23 protein-coding genes are annotated in these 20,972 nt (G+C 35.0%); 21 read left to right on the forward strand and 2 right to left on the reverse strand.

What is annotated here, in order from left to right; translation table 11 throughout:
• Window positions 1–36: 36 nt before the first annotated feature.
• Window positions 37–1,062 (reverse strand): hypothetical protein, encoded by a 1,026-nt coding sequence (locus tag BM289_RS24800; protein ID WP_091499167.1) that lies wholly within the window; start codon window positions 1,060–1,062, stop codon window positions 37–39.
• Window positions 1,063–1,259: 197 nt separating this feature from the next.
• Here BM289_RS24800 and BM289_RS24805 point away from each other — a divergent pair, with 197 nt between their 5' ends.
• The 21 genes from BM289_RS24805 to BM289_RS24905 all read left to right on the forward strand — a co-directional run bounded on the left by BM289_RS24805 (window position 1,260) and on the right by BM289_RS24905 (window position 20,475).
• Window positions 1,260–1,775 (forward strand): RNA polymerase sigma factor, encoded by a 516-nt coding sequence (locus tag BM289_RS24805; protein ID WP_091499180.1) that lies wholly within the window; start codon window positions 1,260–1,262, stop codon window positions 1,773–1,775.
• A 50-nt stretch (window positions 1,776–1,825) separates the two neighbouring features.
• Window positions 1,826–2,725 (forward strand): FecR family protein, encoded by a 900-nt coding sequence (locus tag BM289_RS24810; protein ID WP_091499183.1) that lies wholly within the window; start codon window positions 1,826–1,828, stop codon window positions 2,723–2,725.
• Between the two features lie 84 nt (window positions 2,726–2,809).
• Window positions 2,810–5,260, forward strand: a complete 2,451-nt coding sequence (locus tag BM289_RS24815; protein WP_244165453.1) for a TonB-dependent receptor — start codon at window positions 2,810–2,812, stop codon at window positions 5,258–5,260.
• A gap of 140 nt (window positions 5,261–5,400) precedes the next feature.
• Complete coding sequence (locus BM289_RS24820) at window positions 5,401–5,811, forward strand: winged helix-turn-helix transcriptional regulator (protein ID WP_091499189.1); 411 nt, start codon at window positions 5,401–5,403, stop codon at window positions 5,809–5,811.
• The gene (locus BM289_RS24825) at window positions 5,780–6,226 is read left to right on the forward strand and encodes an OB-fold putative lipoprotein (RefSeq protein ID WP_244165454.1); all 447 of its coding nucleotides are present in this window, start codon (window positions 5,780–5,782) and stop codon (window positions 6,224–6,226) included. Before BM289_RS24820 ends, BM289_RS24825 begins: the two co-directional genes overlap by 32 nt.
• A gap of 23 nt (window positions 6,227–6,249) precedes the next feature.
• Window positions 6,250–7,092, forward strand: coding sequence for a DUF5777 family beta-barrel protein (locus BM289_RS24830; RefSeq protein ID WP_091499198.1), 843 nt, complete (start codon window positions 6,250–6,252; stop codon window positions 7,090–7,092).
• Between the two features lie 19 nt (window positions 7,093–7,111).
• On the forward strand, window positions 7,112–7,507 hold the full coding sequence (locus tag BM289_RS24835; protein ID WP_091499199.1) for a hypothetical protein: 396 nt from the start codon (window positions 7,112–7,114) through the stop codon (window positions 7,505–7,507).
• A gap of 5 nt (window positions 7,508–7,512) precedes the next feature.
• Window positions 7,513–8,067 (forward strand): YceI family protein, encoded by a 555-nt coding sequence (locus BM289_RS24840; protein WP_091499200.1) that lies wholly within the window; start codon window positions 7,513–7,515, stop codon window positions 8,065–8,067.
• Between the two features lie 115 nt (window positions 8,068–8,182).
• On the forward strand, window positions 8,183–8,593 hold the full coding sequence (locus BM289_RS24845; RefSeq protein WP_091499278.1) for a thioesterase family protein: 411 nt from the start codon (window positions 8,183–8,185) through the stop codon (window positions 8,591–8,593).
• 1,227 nt (window positions 8,594–9,820) lie between these two features.
• Window positions 9,821–10,186: a DUF2147 domain-containing protein gene (locus BM289_RS24850; RefSeq protein ID WP_091499201.1), complete on the forward strand. Its 366-nt coding sequence runs from the start codon at window positions 9,821–9,823 to the stop codon at window positions 10,184–10,186.
• A gap of 13 nt (window positions 10,187–10,199) precedes the next feature.
• On the forward strand, window positions 10,200–11,507 hold the full coding sequence (locus BM289_RS24855; protein ID WP_091499202.1) for a TolC family protein: 1,308 nt from the start codon (window positions 10,200–10,202) through the stop codon (window positions 11,505–11,507).
• A 31-nt stretch (window positions 11,508–11,538) separates the two neighbouring features.
• Complete coding sequence (locus BM289_RS24860) at window positions 11,539–12,672, forward strand: efflux RND transporter periplasmic adaptor subunit (RefSeq protein ID WP_167365501.1); 1,134 nt, start codon at window positions 11,539–11,541, stop codon at window positions 12,670–12,672.
• Entirely contained in the window at window positions 12,647–12,832 is a 186-nt protein-coding gene (locus BM289_RS24865) for a hypothetical protein (protein WP_091499205.1), read from the forward strand. The genes BM289_RS24860 and BM289_RS24865 overlap by 26 nt, the downstream gene beginning before the upstream one ends.
• Window positions 12,816–14,057 (forward strand): ABC transporter permease, encoded by a 1,242-nt coding sequence (locus BM289_RS24870; RefSeq protein ID WP_091499208.1) that lies wholly within the window; start codon window positions 12,816–12,818, stop codon window positions 14,055–14,057. The genes BM289_RS24865 and BM289_RS24870 overlap by 17 nt, the downstream gene beginning before the upstream one ends.
• Window positions 14,058–14,270: 213 nt before the next feature.
• Window positions 14,271–14,942, forward strand: a complete 672-nt coding sequence (locus BM289_RS24875) for an ABC transporter ATP-binding protein (RefSeq protein ID WP_091499281.1) — start codon at window positions 14,271–14,273, stop codon at window positions 14,940–14,942.
• Window positions 14,943–15,131: 189 nt separating this feature from the next.
• Window positions 15,132–15,524 carry a DUF6515 family protein gene (locus BM289_RS24880; protein WP_143102128.1) on the forward strand — a complete coding sequence of 131 codons (393 nt, stop codon included), beginning with the start codon at window positions 15,132–15,134 and terminating at the stop codon, window positions 15,522–15,524.
• 21 nt (window positions 15,525–15,545) lie between these two features.
• The gene (locus BM289_RS24885) at window positions 15,546–16,427 is read left to right on the forward strand and encodes a DUF6268 family outer membrane beta-barrel protein (RefSeq protein WP_091499216.1); all 882 of its coding nucleotides are present in this window, start codon (window positions 15,546–15,548) and stop codon (window positions 16,425–16,427) included.
• A 32-nt stretch (window positions 16,428–16,459) separates the two neighbouring features.
• Window positions 16,460–17,434, forward strand: a complete 975-nt coding sequence (locus tag BM289_RS24890; protein ID WP_091499217.1) for a sensor histidine kinase — start codon at window positions 16,460–16,462, stop codon at window positions 17,432–17,434.
• 32 nt (window positions 17,435–17,466) lie between these two features.
• On the forward strand, window positions 17,467–18,213 hold the full coding sequence (locus tag BM289_RS24895; protein WP_091499220.1) for a LytR/AlgR family response regulator transcription factor: 747 nt from the start codon (window positions 17,467–17,469) through the stop codon (window positions 18,211–18,213).
• A gap of 201 nt (window positions 18,214–18,414) precedes the next feature.
• A complete protein-coding gene (locus BM289_RS24900; RefSeq protein ID WP_091499222.1) occupies window positions 18,415–19,110 on the forward strand; it encodes a DUF4397 domain-containing protein in 696 nt (231 codons plus the stop codon).
• Between the two features lie 132 nt (window positions 19,111–19,242).
• Window positions 19,243–20,475: a hypothetical protein gene (locus BM289_RS24905; protein ID WP_091499226.1), complete on the forward strand. Its 1,233-nt coding sequence runs from the start codon at window positions 19,243–19,245 to the stop codon at window positions 20,473–20,475.
• On the opposite strand, the gene BM289_RS24910 is transcribed toward BM289_RS24905, so the two are convergent.
• The gene (locus BM289_RS24910) at window positions 20,432–20,650 is read right to left on the reverse strand and encodes a winged helix-turn-helix transcriptional regulator (protein ID WP_091499229.1); all 219 of its coding nucleotides are present in this window, start codon (window positions 20,648–20,650) and stop codon (window positions 20,432–20,434) included. The two genes, BM289_RS24905 and BM289_RS24910, sit on opposite strands and share 44 nt — an antisense overlap.
• Window positions 20,651–20,972: the final 322 nt, after the last annotated feature.

The raw sequence follows: 20,972 nt of genomic DNA on the forward strand, positions 1-20,972 counted from the left end.
TTCAGACTTATGATGATTAAGAATTAGAAAAAGTCGTTAATACCTTTTCTGAAAGTAAAGATAATTAGTTGTTGTGCCCGCATCTCGCAATCGTATCTGAGAATTATTAAATTCAAACAGCTTCCAGTTGAAATTTAATTTAGAAAGCAGGCCAGTAGCAAAACTTATATTTACTGTTGTAATCCCATTTTGGACTGAACTTTCCCACTGTCCAGTTTCTGAAATTCCTGCTTTGCTGGCAACTACAGATTTATCCGCTTTAAATACAAATGAATAATCGCTGTAATTTGAAGTCTTAACAGTGCCATCATAAAAATAGGGTATTTCCCAAGAACCTTTTGTGATGGCTGTTGCAAAATCTAATGGCACGAGGTTATTTTCAGGACAATAGTCTATAGCAAATTTTATGGCATTTTCAAACTCCAGATTATTTGAAATCGATTTTATCTGATTATTATAATCCGTAATTGCAATAGGATATTTTAAAGAAATATATTGGCTTTCATTCAAATTTTTAATGAAATTAAAAAAAGCCTGATCACTTATTATAGATTGAGAACTTGCTGTCTGGCTTATGCTGTTATAGATATTAATTGTTATGGGATAGCTGATGTTTAATCCGTTGATTTTGGATAAAAGATCCGGATAGAGATTCCAATAATCAATTAAAGAATCGAAATCTGCCTGATTTGGAATCAATTTTTCGATGTAATTATAATACACCATCGTTACAGGAAAATCTATTTTTACAATATCATTATCATAATTGCTGGCGTTGATATTATCCAAAACTTTTTGATAATCGGCAGTAGTATTTACTGCAATCTTCTCATTGTTTACCGTAACCGTATATGGGAGTTTTATGGTGCAATAACTTGATCCGTCAATCATATTATCTTGTACGGTTTTAACCATCGCAACCCTTTGCAGATAAGTCGTAAGCGGAGAAACACTAGTAATTGTTCCCTGCGAATTATTGTTTTCCTCCTCTGTTTCACTTTGACAGGAAAACAGCAAGAATAAGAAAACTGCAATTGATAAATATTTTTTCAAAAGGAACATATTTATGTTTTTACAAAGGTAATAAATTTTAAAAGAAACTGTTTTTTAATAAACTAAGACAAAGTTTGATAATCTTATTCTATACTAAATTATCAAAAACCAATAGCATTTTATTCTTCTATAAAACAATCATCTTTACTTTTACCCTACTTAAATTAAAAACAAATACTTTTACGCTGAAAAAATTGAAACTCTAAATGCCAGATCAAAACCAATCTAATACTTGTGATGAAATCATTTTTTCGTCTTTCTTCAAGAGTCATGTAAAAGCTCTTCGAAATTTTCTATTTTACAAATTTGGAAATGCAGAACAAGCAGAAGATATAACTCAGGAAGCATTTGTTAAGCTTTGGCAAAATTGTGCTTCTGTCCCTTTAGAAAAAGCAAAATCATACATTTACACCATTGCTAACAACAGCAGTCTCAACCAGATTGCACACCAAAAAGTGGTTTTGAACTTTGAAAAAAACTTTACTGGTTTGGACAAGACAAATGAAAGTCCGGAATATCTCTTGGAAGAAAAGCAATTTCAGGCAAAACTATTAAAAGCAATCGAAAACTTAAACGAAAAACAGCGCACTGCTTTTTTGATGCATAGAGTTGACGGAAAAAAATACAGCGAAATTGCCGTTGAGCTAAAAATAAGCGTAAAAGCAGTTGAAAAACGCATTCATTTGGCATTGGTAAGCTTGCGCAAAGAAATTGATTTATAAAAAGTAGGGTAAATTTAGTTCTAATTGTTTTAATTAAATAATACGATAAAATGAAAAAAAATCGCTTATTAGCAAAATGGCTCAACGACGATTTATCTCCAGATGAATTAGCTGCTTTTGAGGCAAGTCCCGATTTTGAAAAATATCAAAAAATTAAAAAATATACCGCTCACCTGGATGCTGGTGATTTCGATGAAAATAGTATGCTGTCTAACATTTTAAGCCAGAAAAAAGCAGCACCAAAAGTAGTTCCGCTTTACAAAAAATGGGTACCTAGAGCTGTAGCTATATTTGTTCTTGCTCTTGGAATTACGTTTGCCATGAAAGTTTTCATCCCTCAAACAGAAACTGCTGATTTTGGAAAAAAGACCGCTTTCTCATTACCCGATAATTCTGAAGTGGTTTTAAACTCAGGTTCTGAAATAAACTATAAAAAATGGAATTGGGACAGCAACAGGCATTTGGAACTTAAAGGAGAAGCTTATTTTAAAGTTGCAAAAGGAAGAAAATTTGAAGTGCAGACACGTCTTGGAAAAGTAACGGTTATAGGAACGCAATTTAACGTTAAAGCCAGAAAAAACAGGTTTGACGTGGTGTGTTACGAAGGCCGTGTAAAAGTAAATTATGGTAAAACTGAAATTCTATTAACCCACGGACAAAGCGTTCGTTTTGAAAATGGAAAACAGATAAAAATGACTGTAAGTTCATTACAGCCAGAATGGATGAATGACCAGATATGTTTTTATAAAGAAAACATAAGAACCCTTTTAGATGAAGTTGAAAGGCAATATAATATTAAGATCGATTTAAATACCAAAGACACTATTTCACTGTTTACAGGAAAATTACCCGCAAAAGATCTAAATACAGCTTTGCAGATTATCAGTACAACGTATCATTTAGAAGCGAGAAAAGTTTCGAACAACAAAATAATTTTTGACGAAAAATAAATGTTCCGCCCCAAACAATTTCATTTTTTGTTTTTTCTCTTCTTTATTGTCCTGAATCTTTTTGCTCAGGATAAAGGAAAAGTCATGCCTTTTAAAAAAATAATAATTGATATTGAAGCACAGCATGCCGTTAGTTTTAATTATACCGAAGATAATATTGAAGGACTAGAATTCAATCCTCCCAAGAAATCGCTTTCATTAGAACAAAAACTGGAATATCTAAGAAAAAAAACCAATTTATCTTTTGAAAATATAGGAAATAAATTCATCAATATCTATAAAATAGATACTGTATCAAAAATGGTTTGCGGTTATGTTTTATCTTCGATAGATAAAAAACCTATTGAGAATGCCAATATCATTTTAAATAATAAAAACCACTTTACTACTGATTCAGAAGGTTATTTTGAGTTTAATGAAGAAAACAGAAATACTTTTGTAATCAGCCATGTCGGTTTTGCATCAAAGAGAATTACGGCAGGAAATACAAATACCAAAGATTGCATTCAAATCCTACTGGAGCCTGAAATTACAGAATTGCATGAAATTAAAACTAATGCTATTCTGGCTTCTGGCATTTCAAAGAAAACTGACGGATCTCTTGAAATTAAACCTAAAAAATTTGGTATTCTTCCCGGACTTATTGAAGCCGACGCCTTGCAGACCATGCAGCAGATTCCTGGTGTAAACAGTCTCGATGAAAGTGTCTCAAGCATCAATGTTCGTGGCGGTACGCATGATCAGAATTTATTTTTGTGGAATGGAATACGAATGTTTCAAACGGGACATTTTTTTGGTTTAATATCGGTTTTCAATCCAAATCTTGCACATACAATTTCGATCTACAAAAACGGAAGTTCTGCTTTTTATGGAGAAAGCGTTTCAAGTGTAGTTGACATTTCTTCTACTCCCGAAAAAGCAGAAAAAAATTCATTCAGCGCCGGAATCAACATGATTAATGCTGATGTTTACGCCAAGTATAATCTTTCAAAAAAAAGTTATATCGAAATTTCGGCGCGTAAATCGATCACTGATTTTGTAGAAACTCCTACTTATAGAGAATATTTCAACAAAGTATTTCAAAATACTACAATAACAGATTTTTCGCAGAGCCAAAATCTCAATTATAAAAGCGATAAAAAATTTGGCTTTTATGACGCTACAATAAAATATGCGCAGAAAATAGGAATCAAAGATCAATTAGTACTTGATTTAATAACCATAAAAGACAATCTGGAAGTCAACAAAAGTGCCACTTCATATAATATAAACAAATCACAAAACAATATTTTACGCCAGCAGAATTATGGTGCAAATTTGTCATGGAAAAGAAACTGGAATAACTTCAATACCACAAAAATCAATGTTTACAACTCTTCGTACGAACTTTTAGCCAATCAATATACAACTTACGAAAACCAAAGAGTAGTTCAGGAAAATACAGTAAACAACAATGGAGCTAATTTGGAAAACAATCATATTCTAAACTCTAAATTTAGCTTTAGTGACGGGTATCAATTTAATGAAATTGGCATCACTAATTTAGAGCAGGTAACCAATCCCGATTTCTATCGCAAAGTAAAAGATGTTTTAAGAACTCATGCTTTAATTTTTGAAGGAAAATATAACGATACCGTCTCCCGAGTTTATTTAAAAGGCGGAATGCGTCTTAATTATATTGAAAAATTTAAAAAATATATTGCAGAGCCAAGAATTCAATTGGGTTACGGAATTAGCAAAAGTGTGACTTTAGAATTACTTGGCGAGCTAAAAAGCCAAAACTCCCAACAGATTATTGATCTGCAGAAAGATTATTTTGGCATCGAAAAAAGACGCTGGATTGTTTCGAATAATGGCACAATTCCGATACAAAGAAGCAAACAGCTTTCATTAAACCTATTCTACCTAAAAAACAACTGGCTTCTGGATATCGAAAACTTTTACAAAAAAGTAACAGGAATAACAACCTCTAGTCAAGGTTTTCAAAATCAGCTGGAATTTGTCAGAACTACTGGCGATTATGAAATATGGGGAACAGAAATGCTGATCCAAAAAAAAATAAATCACTTTCTTACGTGGTTAAGTTATACATACAATGAAAACAATTATGATTTTCCTGATTATGAATATCAACGTTTTCCCAATAACTTTGAACTGACCCATACTTTATCATGGGCAGGAATTTATGAGAAAAACAATTTCAAAATTGCTTTAGGAACAAAATGGTCTTCTGGAAGACCCAAAACATCTCCAGACTTATCCCAAATTGATCTTTCTGATCCTGTACTGGTTTATAATAGGCCAAATAACAGTAATCTGCACATATTTTCGCAGGTTAATCTTTCCTCAACTTACAAATGGGAAACCGCACACGGAATTCAATACAAAATAGGAATCTCTATCCTAAATATCCTAAACAGAAGAAATGAAACTAGCGAATATTACAGAATTAATTCTTTGACCAATTCTATTGAAGAAGTGGACACTTTTTCGTTGCAAAGAACACCAAATCTGAGCTTTAGGGTTTCATTTTAACATCTTTTCTGCAAGAGTTTTTAAAACTCGCATTCTTCATTTTTATTTTTTTTCAAAAAATCGCAATTTTTTGGTAGGGTAATCTGCACCAAAGCTGTTTCACTATAGAATCATCATTTGATTTGATACAGTTTTAAAGCATGAATACACCAAAAAACGCCACATCTTATATACAGCAGGTCAGATTTGCATCAAAATGCAAATCTGAAATTGCATCCATTATGGACGCCATTTACATGATCAGCGGAAAATGGAGAATTCCAATATTGCTGGCACTTATGGAAGGCAACAAACGATTTTCTGAAATTCAAAAAGAAGTGCACAAAATTGCTTCCAAAGTTTTGGCCCATGAGCTGAAAGAAATGGAACTAAACGGATTTGTTAAAAAGAAAACAGATGATCAAAGCCACGCCAAAACCGAATATCAATTAACAGATTACAGTTCATCACTAAAACCTATCATTAAATCATTACGAGATTTTAGCATTCAGCATCGAAAAAAAATGCGGGAAGAAAGCTATGAAACAAAAAACTCGCTGGCCGATTATTAAGCATCAAAAAACAAAACAGAATATGAATAGAAGAAAAACAATAATTGCAACTTCAATAGTGCTGGTAATAATTTCAGCCGGCATCTACTTTTATTACGGAGTCATTTTTAAAGAAGCTCGCAATATAGCATCAGAAACACCATATTTTAGGATAACGGCCAAAAAACTTATCGAAGATTATACCGCAGATCCTAAAAAAGCAGATTCGTTATACCTCAACAAAACTATAGAAATAACGGGCAAAGCAACCAAAGAAACCGACTCTGCAATTGTAATGGAAAATACGGTTTTCTGTCTCTTCAAAGAAAAATTACACACAAAAATGATGGATAAAAAAACTACGATTAAAGGCAAATGCATTGGATATGACGAACTATTTCTTGAAGTCAAAATAGATCAGTGCAGTGTTAAATAAACCAAACAAATAATAATTAATTTATGAAGAAAATTCTAGTTCCGTTCTGCCTGTTTTTAGCAACACTGGCCTATTCTCAGGATGATTTACTAAAGAGCATTGATTCTACTCAGGTAGATGAAAGCTATTCTACAGCAACCTTTAAAGCTTTACAGCTGGTAACGTTGCAGACCACAAAAATGCCGGCCAAAAAAGAATTTTATTTTGTGGTTTCACATCGTTTTGGCACTGTAAAAGATGGCTTTGACAGTTTTTTCGGCCTTGATAATGCTACCACAAAACTAGGAGGAATTTATGGCATTACAGATTGGTTGTCAGCGAGCCTTTCCAGACATACTTTAAACAAAATGTATGAAATCGGATTAAAGTATCGAATGGCAAGACAAAACGATAATTTTCCTCTTGACATTGTTGGATATAGTGTCGCAGACATCAATACTTTTTTAGAAAAAGACCAATATCCGGGCTTGGAATTTAAACATCGAATGACGTATGTGCAGCAGCTTCTAATATCCAGAAAAATAAGTGAAAAATTCTCATTAGAATTAGTGCCATCTTTTATACACAAAAACCTTTACAATCCTGATATAGAAAGAGATAATCAGTTCTCTTTCGGAGGTGGCGGACGCTATAAAATCACGAAGAGATTGTCTGTAAATTTAGAATACATGCACAATTTTGACAAACCGGACTTTTATAAAAATCCATTGTCTGTGGGACTTGATATAGAAACTGGCGGACACGTATTTCAATTAATTTTTACCAATTCACAATCTATGAGTGAGAGCGGGTACCTTACCAATGCTTCTGGCGATTGGGGTAAAGGAGATTTCTTCTTTGGTTTTAACTTATACAGAGTATTCTAACAATTAAAAACGATAAATCATGAAAAAAACAATCGTACTTACAATTTTGCTGGCTGTATTGGCAAGCTGCAGTGATTCTGATACCATTCAGGATATCGAAACACCGACAAGTCCAACGAACCCTACAAATCCGACGGATCCCACAAATCCAACAACTGCTGTTACCTACAATAAAGATGTGAAATCTATTATTGATGCCAACTGCATAAGCTGCCACTCAAGCGGAAGATCTGCCGCTTTCAGACCTCTGACAACTTTTGCACAGGTAAAAGCTGCAGTAGAAAACGCTGGCCTATTAGGTCGAATCCAGCTTCAAAACGGTCAGCAAGGTCTTATGCCACAAGGTGGCAGAATGGCTCAAGGTAATATTGACCTAATTGTAAAATGGAATACTGATGGCCTAAAAGAAAACTAATTTTTATGAAAAAATCATATATTATTTTTTTAGCGCTATTGCTTATTATAGCAGCAAATACTCAGGGAACTGCGCAAAAACTAATTACAAAAACAGGCAATATAAAATTTCAGGCATCTATGCCATCTTACGAAGAAGTTGCCGCAGAAAACAAATCAGTGTCGGCTGTTCTGGATCAGACAACGGGAGATTTTGCCAGTTTGGTTCTTATAAAAGGTTTTCGATTCAAAGTGGCGCTGATGGAAGAGCACTTTAATGAAAATTATATGGAATCTGAAAAATTTCCAAAAGCCACTTTCAAAGGTAAAATTGAAGATTTTGATAGTTCAAAAATTACAAGTTCGCCTAAAAATTTCACTTTAAAAGGAGATCTTACTATTCACGGAAAAACAAAACCAGTCTCAGTGATTGTAAAAATTTCAAAGGCTCAAAATGGTCTTAATGCCATTGGTACATTTGAGGCAAAACCTGAAGATTTTGATATTGAAATACCAAGTCTTGTCAGAAAGAAAATTGCTGACAAAATAAAGATCAATTACAATTTTTTATTAATTAAATAATCTTCTTAAAGAATCCGATTTATTCAGATTTGAAAGAGTATTAAACGTGACTAATGTTCTGGAGGCCGGTAAACTGATTGCGCCGGTCTCTTTTTTAAACTTAAATCACATTAAAATGATATGTAAAAATTATGTTGTTACCGGCGAAGATGTAAATGATTATATGGTAATGGAAGATACCGCATACATTTCATACACTATGCGATTGTTATATCATTTTTTGTTTGATAACGGTTTTTCCAAAGAGAAGCTTAATTATATGCATTTAGGCTTACAGGAAGGAAATCACGAACTAATCTTTCATAGGAAACTAATGTTCACAGAGCATTTTTTTGTTAGAATAAAATACTGTAATATCGAGGATAAAATAAATATTAAAAGCTATTTTTTTAATTCAAAAAATCAGTGCTGTGCAGAAGTGATAAAAGAACTAGAATGGTTTGATTCTTTAAACAAAAAAATTATTCCCGCACCAAGAAAAATAAAAAAACACTTTAACTCCAATTCACTAAAATTGAATGCCTGAAATAATATTTGAATTTTCTAATCATATCAGTCTTAAAAATTTTACTTATTGGGTTGATTTTATCGCTAGGACTTCACACGATCCTGTCGCATCTTCCATATAAATTACAGATAAATCAGTTACCCTAAAAATTGAACCAAACATCATCAAATATTCCAAAAAACAATTGAACAAAAAAAACATTCAAAATGTTAATTACCAGTATTTTAACTATTTCATTTATTTTTTCTTTGCGTTTCTTTGCTCCTTCTATTTGCCGATGCAGAAATTAGCAATCCTTATTTAATAAGGAGTTAGCAATGGCGAGGTACAAATAAGGTACAAATTTTTACATAGAAAAATACTCCAAAATAGATACGGGAAAATGTCCTCTAATGGAAAATTATTGCAGAGTGTAAAAAGAACTTATAAACTAAGTAGTTGCGCCAAATTTAAAAAAATATTCTTCAATTCTTCTAAAATACACTAAAAATTAAGCAGTTAATGAGAGTAATGATTGTTATTTGAAGAACATATTCGGTTAATTTTAATAAATGACTATTTCCTTTCTAACATCTTTGCTATCTACCATCCAAAATTTCGTCACAATTTAAAGATTGAAAAATCACCTCATGGCTATTTTGTTCTTAAGTAAGATTTTTTAAAAATTTTTCTAAGTATTTTATTTTCGAAAAACTAAGATAGCATAGCTTAGTGGCTTTAATTTACAAGCAGCCACAAAAATGGAGTCGTGTCCAAAAATGCTATATAAATATTGAAATAATTTATTTTAATCTGGGTGCAGAATCGGTGCAATTATATTGAAACTTAACTTAAATTACTAATATAAAACTATTTGAATACATAGGTTCGAATCATTGCTAAAAACCTATAAAATTAAATGATTTATGAGGTTAGCGTACTTATACGATGATAATTACTAAATTCAGATCCTATTCTATCTAAAAAAAGAGCACTTTACTAAGTATAAAGCTCTTATTTTTATCTTCTGCTTTTCAATCGTTTTTTTCAAAAAATATACTGCATGTAGGTATTATTGCCTGTTGGTCGAATTAGGTCAGTAATTGGTTTATTTCTTGCAGAACCAGCCCTTAAAAATGTCTGCTTTTATTTGTTTAAATCCTTCCCTGTTCATTTCGCCCCCAAAAATGTTCAACTCACCCCATTGCACAAAAGGACGCAACCAAAGCAAATGCATCTTTGCATTGAATTTAAAACTCAATATCAATGCAAAAGATTATTTTAATGGCAGCCGGGCTGCTTTTCAGCCTTAACATTTCAGCCCAGACAACCAATGATAAAATTTTGGGTAAATGGACAAACGAAGACAAAACCCGTATCATCGAATTTGTAAAGAGCGGTAATGCTTATGATGCCATCATTCGAAAAGCCGAAGACAATAGCTTAGTTGGTAAAAAGCAGATAACGGCTCTGCAAGCAGCTGGTACGACTTCATTTTCGGATGGCACGCTGCACATTATCAAAAAGGGAAAAACGGCAAAATGCACGGCTTCACTTTCTGGGGATACTACGCTCTACATTAAAGGTAGCTACGGTATGATGTCCAAATCCATAACCTGGACTAAGCTCTAAATTATTCCAGGCAATGAAAACTATTATTTTAGCACTATTGGGTTTCACCAGCTTCAATGCAATGGGTCAGGTACTGTTTGGCTCATTGCAGGAAGTGCTGGCTTACGCAGATAAAAATGCCATCTCTATCCAAAGTGCGCTGCATCAGGAACAAATAGCCACCGCAAAAAACAAAGCATCAAAAACAGCCTTATTACCTGCTATAAATGCATCTGCCGGATTTAATGATAACATTACTCTACAGCCAACCTTGGTTCCGTCTAATTTATTCAATCCTGCTGCACCGGAAGGCACCTTCAACGAATATACTTTTGGAAAGAGATATGTTTACAACTCCGGCCTGCAAGCCAATTGGGATGTTATTAACTTTCAGAAGTGGTTTGACATAAAGATTTCCCAAGCTGCTTCACAGTTAAACCAAGCCAATACCATCAATACAAAGTATCAGGTTTACAACCAGCTGGCTCAGACTTATTTTTCCATTTTGCTAACGGAAAAATATTTGAAAATAAGCAAAGAAAATATTGCAACGGCAGATAACATTTACCAAATAGCAAAAGATAAATATGACATCGGAATTTTCACGGAAGAAAACCTGAACCGCAGCAAGATTCAACTGGTACAGGCAAATCAGCAGGTAAGCAGTCTGGAGTCTTCTTTGGAACAACTCTACAACCAATTGCAGTCACAACTTAACATCGATGAACCACTCATTTTAAAAGATGAACTTCTTGATAAAGAAATGGATACTGGTAATGAACTTGTAATAACAACATCTCATCCGGAGGTATTGGTGCAGGAAGCACAGGTACAACTAAGCGAAAAGCTGCTGGCCCAAACCAAATCATTGCATTATCCAACCCTTACATTGGGTTATCAATATAATTATAATTGGGCAACAGATAAGATGACGGATTTTTCGCAAGCCAATAACCTGCCACAACAATTTTGGGGACTAAAATTGAGTGCACCCATCTTCAACGGCTTCAGTACCAAATCAAAAATCAAACAGTCAAAAATCCAATTGGAACAAGAGCAAATGGTGCTGGACAGTAAGAAGCTGGCAGCAAAAAAAGATGATGACAATCTGCAAATTCAGTACAGGCAAGGAGCTGACGATTTTAGAAAGCAGGAAGAGGTTTTGCAATTACAGAATAAAAATGATACACATTCCAAGAATCGCTACGATAGCGGCATCATTGGTTTAGATGAGAGATTGGATAAATTCAAGGATCTACTGGAAGTGCAAAATCAATATATGCAAAGCCTCAGCAACCAATATATCAGCTATTACAAGCTTTATATCCGCAGGCAGTTTTAAGCATAATCATAAATGTTATTATAAAATATCAATGAAAACAAATAAAATAATTGTTGGGTTATTCCTTCTTCCAATATCTGGCCTATTGTCTTGCAGCCGTCAGCAGGAAATAACACCACAACACAAGACTATACAGCAGGCTGTTTTTGCAAGCGGGAACCTGGAGCAGGAAGATGAATATTTAATTTCAGCGGCTGCCGATGGCATTATCCGGGAACTGGGCATTCGTGAAGGTGATTATATTTCTAAAGGAGAATTACTGGTAAGGATTGACAGTGACGTTTCCGATACGCAGCTGCAGGAAGCGCGGGTAGTTTATAACGATGCGAAACAAAATTCGTCGGCTAGTGCACCGCAATTACAGCAGATAAAATCACAGATAAACCAGTCTAGGAATCAGCTCAATCTGGACAAAATCAACTATCAGCGTTATGCCGATCTGCGCGGGAAAAATTCTGTATCGCAGTTGGAATATGAAAAAGCAGAACTACAATACAAAGCCTCACAAAGTAGTCTGCAGGTATTGGAGAAGAGTTACAAACAAGCACAGGATGCATTACAATTAAATGCTGACCGTAGTCTGCAACAGGTAAAAACACAGCAGGCCATTTTAAACGATTACAGCATACTGGCAGATAAGGACGGTATTGTGCTTGATGTTTTAAAAAAGAAAGGCGAATTGGTACGGAAAGGCGAGGTGATTGCCAAAATCGGCAGTGGTAAAAACATCCTTAAGCTATTTATTGCAGAAGATGATATTACAAAACTTTCCATAGGCCAGCGAGCGATTGTGCAGATGAACAATTATCCCGACACAACATTTACCGCATCTATCACAAAGATACTTCCAGCGTTTGACGAGACAGAACAATCATTCACAGCAGAGGCAGCCTTTGTAAATCCGCCACAGCTTTTACTTTCAGGCACACAGCTTCAGGCAAATATTAAGCAGCCAGGCACAAAGAAAGTTTTAGTTATTCCATCAACAGCGGTCATCCGTGGCAAATATGTAGAGTTAAAAAATGGTGAAGAAAAAGAAATAAAGACAGGACAAAAATCAGGCAATTGGGTGGAAGTAAAACAAGGCTTGACCGAAAAAGATATTATTCTTTTACCAAAGGGAAAGGATAATCAACAAGATGTTACAAAGCCAGTTACGGAGTAAAGAATATACAGGTATGGGCTTGCACTTTGGCGCACGACATCTTCATATTTCTAATGGCAATACAAAAACACCTGAAAGAAACCCTTCACACGACAGCAACGGATTATTTGCTGGATTAAGCTGGGATTTAAAAAAAGAAAGAAATGGCAAATATAAATAACAAAATTTCCTGGACACATCTTACTTCCAAAGTAAAACAGTTGATTGTAGCAGTATTAAGCGTAACATTTGGAATATCGATGTACGTTTTTATGAACAGCTTTATGAATGGTGTAAATAATGCCCAAACCGATATCACATTTACCTCAATGTCACACATAAGAGTATATAATGATCCTGCAGGAGAACCTGCAATACTGCTGTCGCAAAAGAGTACTTCGGATACATTGACTATGGTGAGCAATGCCAAACACATCAATTATACAGAAGGTATGATTAATGCCGATGAAGTAAAAGAAGTACTGCAAAAAAACAAAGACATTGTCGCTATTACCGAGCAGGTCAATCAAAATGTATTTTTCAGAAATGGCGTAACCAAAGTAAGCGGTTCACTTTCTGGTGTTGATACAGCGAACGAAATTCAGATGTTTAACACCACAGAATATATAACCGAAGGCAGTTTAAATGATTTAGACAAGCGTTCGGATGCTGTGGTACTGGGCACTGGATTGGCGGATAAGTTAAGTGCGTCAATGGGGGACAATATATCGCTTACTACAGCCGATGGCGTAAATAAAGTTTTTAAGGTCGTGGGACTAATAGAAACAGGGAGCGGAAGTGTCGATAAGAGCCGTGCGATTATTTCCATTAATACAGCGAGACAGTTATTATCCAAGAATAAAAGTTATGCCACAGATGTGATGGCAAATGTAAAGGACTACAACGATGCGAAAACTATTGCTGATGAAGTGCGTTCAGATATTAAATACAAAACAGAAGCCTGGCAGGAAGGCAATGCCCAATTAGAATCTGCAAATACCCTGCGGGACATCATAGCGATTGCTGTTTCCCTTACCATACTTATTGTGGCGGGTTTTGGAATTTATAACATTATGAATATGACCGTGAGTGAAAAGATACGGGAGATTGCCATCCTGAAGGCGATGGGTTTTGATGGCAGAGACATCGTGTACATTTTCCTTGTTCAATCTGTTATCATCGGGTTAATAGGTGGTTTTATAGGCTTGTTATTAGGTTTTGCTGTTGCTTCTATTGTAGACAGAATTCCATTTAAGATTGCATCATTTGATACATTGCCCATTACCTATCTGCCTGCAGATTATATTTTGGCAATGATTTTTGGCCTGGCCATTACGTTTATTGCCGGCTATTTACCTGCGAGAAAGGCATCCAAAATAGACCCTGTACAAATTTTAAGAGGATGATGAAGAAATATTTTAAACAGATATTTCCACGTGAAGAAGTAGAATTTATTATGTCGATCCTTCTTTTAGGAGTATCAGCTTTAATTCTCGGCTATTATAACTATTACTGCTGTAACTGTTACAACTATTACTGCTATTATTACCCAAATAGCTATGAATGTGAGTATTATTGGTATTACGATTATTACTATGGGTGTTATTAAAAATAATAAAATGAAAGCATTAACTGCAAATAAAATTACAAAATACTTTCACGACCCTGAAACGTTTCAGGTATTGAAAGACGTGAGTTTTGACGTAAACAAAGGAGAATTTGTCTCCATTGTTGGTAAATCAGGTTCGGGTAAATCTACCCTTCTGTATCTTCTCTCTACAATGGATACATCTTACGAAGGAAACATCACTATCAATGACACAACGGTTACCGGGCTAACACAAAACCAATTAGCAAAATTCAGAAATGAGCATATCGGATTTGTATTTCAGTTTCATTATCTGCTCCCGGAATTTTCCGTTTTGGACAATGTAATGCTGCCGGCATTGAAGCTTAAAAAGAAATCTAAAGAGGAAATAGAAGCAAGGGCAATGGAATTATTGACATTACTTGATATTAAAGGACACGAAACTAAAAAAGCATCTAAAATATCGGGAGGCCAGCAGCAAAGAGTTGCTATCGCAAGAGCTTTGATCAACGAACCAGCCATCATTATGGGAGATGAGCCTACTGGAAATCTGGATAGTAAAAATACCAAAATTGTGTTTGACATTTTTCGCCAGTTAGCCAAGGAAAAAGGGCAAACCATTATTGCCGTTACCCACGATGACGAATTTGCCGCCAATTGTGACAGGATTATTGAAATGGTGGATGGAAAAATCATTCAATAAGAGGGTTTTATTATAAACCCGGTACTAAAAAACTTAATGTCCGTTAATCCATGGATTAAAAAAAAACTTAAATATTAAATAAATACTATTATGAAAACCATTCAAGAATTCTTTACCAAATTCACTTTCACGATAGCCCTTCTCACTGGTCTATCATCCAACCTGCAAGCGCAGCGTATTGTAAGGGTTGTGCCGCGGAACAATACTGTGGTAGTTTACAGCGGTGTTTCTTATCGCTATGCGAACGGGTGCTATTATAAACCGCATCCCAGCGGCTTTGTCGTGGTTACGCCTCCAGTTGGGCTGCGTGTGCGCGTATTGCCAGTGGGATATACCAACGTGGTAATAGGTGGAAGAGCTTATTTTTATTTCGGAGGGGTTTACTACGTACAGCTGCAACCTAATAGTTACGAAATTGTCGAAATTCCGAAAGAAGCCTCTCTAACTGGTCTTCCTGATGGAGCCGAAACCATAACAATCAATGGTAAGAAATATTACAAAATTGGTAATACATATTACGAAAAACTTATCTCCGAAAACGGCACAGAACGATATGTAATGGTAGGGGAAAAAATACAATAGTACCACCTACAAAAAATCAAGATGAATAAACACAAGCTCCTTTTACTAGCGACACTCTTATTTGCCAATATCTTATTTGCCCAGGACAGGGATTTATTAAATGTCAGCTATGCCGTTTCGACATTAAAATATAACGACACTGCTGCTAATGCCAATTCATTTGATCTGAAACTCAAACTGCCGGTGTTACAAAAAAAAGAGAATACCATTGTCGGAATAGTGGGTTACAAAAATCTATCGCTGCAGAATTTCCCGGCGGAATATACCGGTAATTTACACGGCATCACTCTACAGGGAGCCTGGATTTATAAATTATCCGATAGAAAAGGCCTGACCTTTTTTGCCCAGGCAGGATTGTTTACAGATTTACGGGATGTCAGCGGCAAAGATTTCAGGTACACTGCCGGCTTGCGTTACAGAGTAAAACATTCCGAAAAGTTAATTACGGGTTGGGGTTTGGCTTATTCCAGACAGTTTTTTGGTAACCAGATTATTCCATTCATTGATGTAGATTACAGACCTAATGATAAATGGAGCCTTACCGGACAGTTCCCCATCAAACCAAAAGTACTTTATCATTTTAATGATAAATGGAGTGCAGGGATGGAATTATCTGCGGATGCATCCAGTTACAGGCTTTCAGCAGCGGAAAGCAACAATGAGTTTATCCAGGTCAATCAATGGACTGGTTTGGCAAAGCTGGAATATCAGTTTGCAAAAGGCTGGCAACTGAATATTGGGGCCGGCAGAAATTTTAGACAGAGCTACAAACTTTATGATGATGCAGCTACTACACCCTGGACCGTTATTACTATCCCTTTAGGTAAAAAGCCAGACCCCATCCATGAAATAGACAGCAGAGGATTGACTATCCAGGCAGGCATTTCATTTAGACCGTTCTAGAAAACCTTACTTTTTGTAACTTTATCAGAAAAATGAAACTGCCCATTGAAAAAATACTGCCCATTGCACTATGTATCGTATTTCCTGCATTAAATGCGATTACGACCAGAGGGATTATAAACATTTTTGATGTTGATTCCTTGATATGGTTTCGGTGGGCAGCTGTTTCAATGATGCTTTACCTGCTTTGGATCCTGCTGGATTATATTTCTAAAAAAGCGGAAACGTACAGATTTCTTAAATCAATCATTGCAGCAACTGCTTTGCTTATTGTAGTCTACAATATATTTCTGCTCACCCCGCTGTTTGAAAATAAGAATCTGAAATGGATGTTTGTGATGCGCTATTTTATTGCCATCATTCCATTTCTAATAATTCAGTATGCCTTTCGTGCCAACAAAAAAGTAGCACAATTGGAACTTGAAAAACAGCAGATACAAACGGAAAACTACAAGGTTCAATTAGAAGCATTACGCACGAAAGCCGACCCGCATTTTTTATTCAATTCTCTTAATACGCTTCGTACAATGGTGCGTCATCGAGACCCCAAATCCGAACAGTTCATCCTTAGTCTTTCCGACTTTTACCGGCAAACTTTACGGTATAACGAAAGCACATTGATTAAACTGATTGATGAGGTAAAGGTACTGGAATCCTATTTGTTTCTAATGAAAAACAGAAATGAGCAGGCTGTACAAGTCAGCATTCAGATTGCTGAAGAATTGTACGAACACCAAATTCCTACATTGGCATTGCAGACCGTGATAGAAAACTGTTTCAAGCATAATATGATGACATCGAAAATACCTTTGTATATTGAGATCAAAAGTGCCGATAATTATATTGAAATTAAAAATAATGTTCAACCCAGGATTACCAGCAGTTCATCTTCCGGTTACGGATTGGAAAATTTGAAAAAGAGGTACGAGCTGCTAAACATTGAAAACGGAGTGGATATTGAATCGACAGATGGCCACTTTCTTATAAGACTTAAACTTATTTTATGAAGGATGCCATCTAAATTCTCAACCGAAATAATATGAATATACTGATAGTAGAAGACGAATTACACACCTCCAAACTGCTGAAGGAAATAATTGAGCAGGATGAAGATTTTTTGGTAACCGAACGTCTGGAGTCTGTAGCGGAGGCCGTGCAATATCTAAGTAAACATCAGCAGAAATTAGACTTGATTTTTCTGGATATTCAGTTAGCCGACGGGCATAGCTTTGAGATTTTCAACCATATTGACGTTACAGTTCCCGTTGTGTTTTGTACTGCTTATGATCAATACACTTTAAAAGCCATTAAAAACAACGGCATTGATTATATTCTCAAGCCTTTCAAGGAGGAAGACATTCACACTGCACTAAACAAATACAAGAGGCTGGCCCAGACTTTTAGGGACAAATCTTTGACACCTTTACAATTTCCTGGTACAACTCAGTACCAGCAAAGCTTTCTGACACAATATCGAGATAAAACGCTGGTGAAATATGTAAAAGATATTGCTCTTTTTTACATTGAATTTGAAACTGTTTATATATATACATTAAACGGTGAAAAATTTTCCTTGTTCAAAAATATGGAATACATCGAATCGGTTTGTGACCCTAAACAGTTCTTTCGCATCAACAGGCAGGTATTGATCAGTAAAGAAGCTGTATTGTCCATTGAGCCCTATTTCAACAGAAAAGTCATTGTTCAAACGAAGTTCAACCTATCAGAAAAATTAGTTGTAAGCAGGTTGAAAGTTACTGCTTTTAAAGACTGGCTGGAATCGTAGTTTACACGGTTTATTTCTATTCGTAAGTGATATTTTGATAATTAATTTCTACTTCCCCTTAATTGAAAATTCATTGCAATTAAATTCAAAGTCTCAAATGTTCAATTGAAGTTTTTGTTTGTTCAATTCATCCAAATCTTGAGTTGTCTAAAGGTTAACACTCAATAGTTTTGCTTGTATAAACAATAAAACTTTTATGTTATGAAGAAACTATTTATTTTCAAATTAATGATCATTGCAATGTCGGTAACAACTTTAATATCTTGTAATGATGATGACGGTGATTGTTATTGTGCAGAACAACAGGATGCTGCCCGCGGAACTATTACCAATGCGAGCCCCAATTCAGGCAGTTTAGACTTTTTCTCAGATGAAAACAAGATAAATTCTTCTGCCCTGAATTATACCGATACTTTTGGCTATTACAATTTCTATACTGGTAAAAGAACTTTCAGCGTTAAAAACAATGCTGGAGATATACTGGCGCAAACGGATATTGACCTGAAAAATGGCGATTATTTCAGCGTTTTTGCCGTCAATACCTTCAGTAATATAGAACTCATATCCTATAACGACTTTGTCACTTATCCTAAAAGCAATAACGCAGTTGTACGTTTTATAAATCTTTCATCTGACTCGGAGGCTATAGATATAAAAAGCGCCGCCAAAGATTTTGCTGCTGGTCTGTCTTTTAAGGAAGACACCGAATTTGCCGAAGTATCAAGTGGTTTTTATGATTTTACTTTTTATAAAACCGGCACCGGCGAGGTATTATTTTCTCAAAAAGATTTTGAACTCAGACCTGGCAGAATTTATACTATTTACACCAAAGGTTTTGTTACCCCGCCCAGCGGCAGTAATGACACTTTTTCGACTAAAACAATCGTAAACTTTTAGTGCTTCATTTTTTAGCTGCGTTTGATAAAATTACCAAATGCAAGGATATCTGAAATATTCTTGTATTTGGTATGCTCTTCATTTGGTCTGTATAACGATCAAAAAAACTTAACCTCAACTATTTTGTCTTTAATGAAAAACACTACACCGTTATTTTTACTAATTTTTATCACACAAATGCTTCTTGGACAGACCAATAGGAACTTTAAATTTAAAGAACGCGACATTGTCTACACAGCCTACTCTAATTACAAAGGCCATCTCGATAATCTGCCAGGTATGAATGTGGCAATCATTATGGGAAAGCCTGAGGAAAACACGCAGGAGCTATTCAAAAACGATACTTTGAACAAAGTTGAAGGAAAAAGTATGATAGATTTTACATGGTTTTATTACCTGCCGTTTCAAAATTTAGATGAAAATAATGTATATGATTTCCTAAAAAAATTTATTGAACAAAATTTTGAAAATGACAGCTTTGATCGTAACAGGATATTTTTGTATTGGCCCAGTAAGAATCCATTATCATGCGAGAAAATAAAAGAACTTAAAACAATTATTTCCGGAATTTGTGTTGCTGAGCATAATACCATGCTCCAATGTAATGAAAATGTTTTTCCTGCTAAATCAATTACGAAAATTAAAAAAAGAAACACCCTGACTTCTATAAAATATGAAATTCCCAGCAGTGTGGAGATAGAAAAAATTAAGGAGAACAAAAATGCGCTGCAATTGTCCAGCAATTGGAAAAAATTGATGTTTATTGATATCACTTATGGACAGCAATATGTTGATCAAAATCACTTTGCTTCTTTTGACAAGCAGAGTGGTATCGACTTTTCTGAAATCAATACTTTTTGGAACATAACTACAGGTTATTATATAAGTAATCGATTTGGCCTGAGTGCAAATTTCGGATTGATCCGGCAAGCAGTAGAAAAAGGAATTGATGAGATTAGTGAAGGTGCGGACGGAAGCATAACCGTAGAGGGTTCCGGAAAAGGGGCAGGTCTTTACAGACTGGGCATAGGAGCAAGAATTATTGTATTTAGCAAAAACAGGTTTAGTACCTATTTCGAAGCTTTGACAGGCAGTCTAACAGCAAAGGCCGGAAGTAAAAGCCAGTCAGCAACAATTGGCGGAATAGGAAATTCATATGGTCAAAGCAATATCTCCAGCCAGCAGGCTTTTTTTCTTACCTGCATAACAACAATGAATTACAGACTCAATAAAATACTATTTTTGACTACAAATATTCAATATACTTTTTCTGAATTTGATCAGCCTATTGGTTCTATTTCCGGTTTTACAGGTTTTTCATTTAATTTGGGTGTTGGATTCTCTTTTTATGTAAAGAAACAATAAATATTGGTTGAAAATATAAGACAATCTTACTTGAGGACAAGTTTTTGACGATACATTTTCCCCAATTTCCTATCGCTTCGATAACTGGTTCTAAGCTTTTGCCTTCATCAGTCAATTCATACTCCACTGTGACAGGCATTGCATCCTTTACGGTTCGTTTTACCAGATGATCCATTTCAAGTATACTATGGGTATGACTCTGCTGCCACAAAATATAAGGTAGTGTTTTAAGATACTGACCTTTCTAAGTTTTTTGGCACAAGGTATTTGGATTTGATAGAATTGTATATTACTTTAATACCACAAACAAATTCGTTTTTATATTTTTTTGCATCAATCCTCAACAGCACATCTAAACCAAATCTATCAGGCCAATGAAAGACAGACATCATATGCAATACACCTATAAGGCTTTCTGGCTTTAGGTTCAAAACTATTAAAGATTATAGAAATCAAAAAAAACATGCTTAACTAATTTCCTTGTTTATTTGTTAAAA

The sequence above is a fragment of the Flavobacterium phragmitis genome, from assembly GCF_900112575.1.
GTDB lineage: Bacteria > Bacteroidota > Bacteroidia > Flavobacteriales > Flavobacteriaceae > Flavobacterium > Flavobacterium phragmitis.